The following is a 2,190-nucleotide window of genomic DNA, read 5'->3' on the forward strand; positions in this document are numbered from 1 at the left end:
GGACCCGGAGGGCGAAGGCCTCCTCGGGCTCTACGAAGGCGTCTCGCTGCTCGAGCGCGGCAACGACTACTTCGGGGCTTCACCGGACACGATCACCGTCTTCCGTCAGCCGCACCTGGCGCGCACCGGCAGCGGCCGCGAACTGCGCGCCGAGATCAGGAGGACGGTGCTCCACGAGCTGGCGCACCATCTCGGCATCGACGACCGCCGGCTGTTCGACCTCGGCTGGGACTGATCCCGGATGATGCGATAGACCTATTCACAGTGCCTGTCGGGGAAGTTTGCTCATCCCCGGTATCCGAGATGCCGATATCGCGTCCATGGCCAGGATGCCAGACACACGTGACCCTTACGGGCGATGCGAGGCGCGGTGCAACCACGACCTCGCCAACGGGGTGACGGTCGCAGAGCTGCTCGGTAGGGACGGGCCGTTCGAAGACCGCCTCGTTGCCCTGCTGACGGCGACGCCGCGGCCGGTCGTCCAACATCCGCTCGTCCGCGCGAGCTGAGCTCCCGGAGGCGACAGACACGGGTCCGTCCCGTCACGGGATGACCGTGTCGCTCGGGCGCGGGAAGGCCGGGATCCCCGGCCCGGGGCTCGGCGAGTTGTGGAACGTGCCCTGCCACGTCTGCCGCTTGAAGGTCACGTCGACCGGACCGCAGTCGTTCCTGGCGTACTGGGGGTCGCCGGTCGCCGCCACGTAGTTGTCGTGGATGGCGATGGCGTCGTTGCCGGACTGGCCGCCTCCCGACTTGTTGCCGCAGCTCAAACGGAAGATGGCGAAGCTCGTCTGCGTCTCGATGACGTTGTCGTAGACATCGCCTCGCCTGACACCCCTGATCTCGATCGCCGAGTCGTCGAAGTCGTACACGTGGTTGCGGCGGACCACCTGGTCGACCCCCTCCCGGTTGGGGTGCTTCGGGTCGAAGAACGTCGGGCCGGTGTTCCCGCCGAGCTGGAGGGCGGCGTTCTGTCTGATCCCCCAGATCTCGTTCTCCTCGATGAGGATGTTCGACGAGCCGCCCTTGAAGAAGATGCCGTGGCTGCCGACGGCGTTGTCGTGGATCCGGTTGCCGCGGGCCACAGACTTGCGGACCCCGACCCCGTCGATCACGGCGTTGGCGATCGATTGGGACACGTCGTTGCCGAGCAGGTAGACCCGCTTCACGTCCCACTTGCCGTTGCGGTTGACCTTGATGGCGGCGCCGGGGCCCCACACCAGGTTGCGCACCTGCGTCTTGCGGACGACGACGTGGGTGAGGTCGCCCCCCTCGGGGGCGACGTGGATGTTGTTGCCTCCTCCCTTGCGCACCTTGACTCGACGGAGCGCGACGTACGACCCGGAGAGTCTCAGCTCACCGGACCCGTTCAGGTCGATCACGGCGCGCTCGGCTCCCGGCTCGGTCTCGATCTTGATCCACGCCTCCTCCGTGCCGGAGCGACGCATCACCAGGTTGCCGGTGACCTCGTGGCGGCCCGAGGCCAGGCGGATCGTGTCACCGGGCCGTGCCGAGTCGAACGCCGCCTGGAGGCTGTCACCCGTCCCAACTTCAATCGTTCTTAGGTCGCCCTTGACCTTCGGCGTGCGATAAAAGGGCGGTTCGGAGGCAGCGATCGCCGGCCCGTCCCCAGTCGGTACGAGAGTTGCCGTGAGCGCCAGGAGGACGACGATCACCACGGAGCGTCGGGGCGTGGAGCAAGGCGACGGGGGCACGGTGGTTCTTGCACTCGATTCGCGACTACGCAACGTGGTCACCTAATGCTTAGGATGCAGAGACTTTTGCCGATGTTCTCAGTATGGCAGAGCTTCTGAGGCGGAGAGCTACCACGGAGCGCATTCGATACACGGTGATCTTGGCGGGGGTTGTCGCCGTGTGCGCCGGAACACTCTCAGTGATCTTGCCCGGATCGGCAGCGCAAGCGGGCTCCATGTACTCGACACAGATGTACGTCGTCAAGGTGCTCGACGGCGACACGATCAGGGTGACGAACGGCAACCCCAACGACACCCCGGTCGACGTCCGGTTCGCCGGCATCAACACGAACGAGTACCCGGAGATGTGCCACGCCGGAACGGCCAAGGCGCGACTCGCCAAGCTCATCGAGGGCAAGTGGGTCACCCTCCTCGCCGAGGACCCGGACTCGAAAGCGTTCGACGGAGTCCGCTACCTGCGGTTCGTCGAGCGCAA

4 protein-coding genes are annotated in these 2,190 nt (G+C 66.2%); 3 read left to right on the plus strand and 1 reads right to left on the minus strand.

The features are described from left to right. Both VGC47_03585 and VGC47_03590 read left to right on the plus strand, forming a co-directional pair. Positions 1-235 (plus strand): metallopeptidase family protein (locus VGC47_03585; protein ID HEX9854370.1); only part of this gene is annotated, 235 nt, incomplete at its 5' end. 94 nt (positions 236-329) lie between these two features. Next, the gene (locus tag VGC47_03590) at positions 330-509 is read left to right on the plus strand and encodes a hypothetical protein (GenBank protein HEX9854371.1); all 180 of its coding nucleotides are present in this window, start codon (positions 330-332) and stop codon (positions 507-509) included. A 33-nt stretch (positions 510-542) separates the two neighbouring features. On the opposite strand, the gene VGC47_03595 is transcribed toward VGC47_03590, so the two are convergent. Then, positions 543-1,676, minus strand: a complete 1,134-nt coding sequence (locus VGC47_03595; protein ID HEX9854372.1) for a hypothetical protein — start codon at positions 1,674-1,676, stop codon at positions 543-545. 122 nt (positions 1,677-1,798) lie between these two features. Between VGC47_03595 and VGC47_03600 the strand changes: the two genes are divergently transcribed. Next, positions 1,799-2,190 (plus strand): hypothetical protein (locus tag VGC47_03600; GenBank protein ID HEX9854373.1); only part of this gene is annotated, 392 nt, incomplete at its 3' end.

It is taken from the genome of Acidimicrobiia bacterium, from assembly GCA_036396535.1.
GTDB lineage: Bacteria > Actinomycetota > Acidimicrobiia > Spongiisociales > UBA5794 > DASWKR01.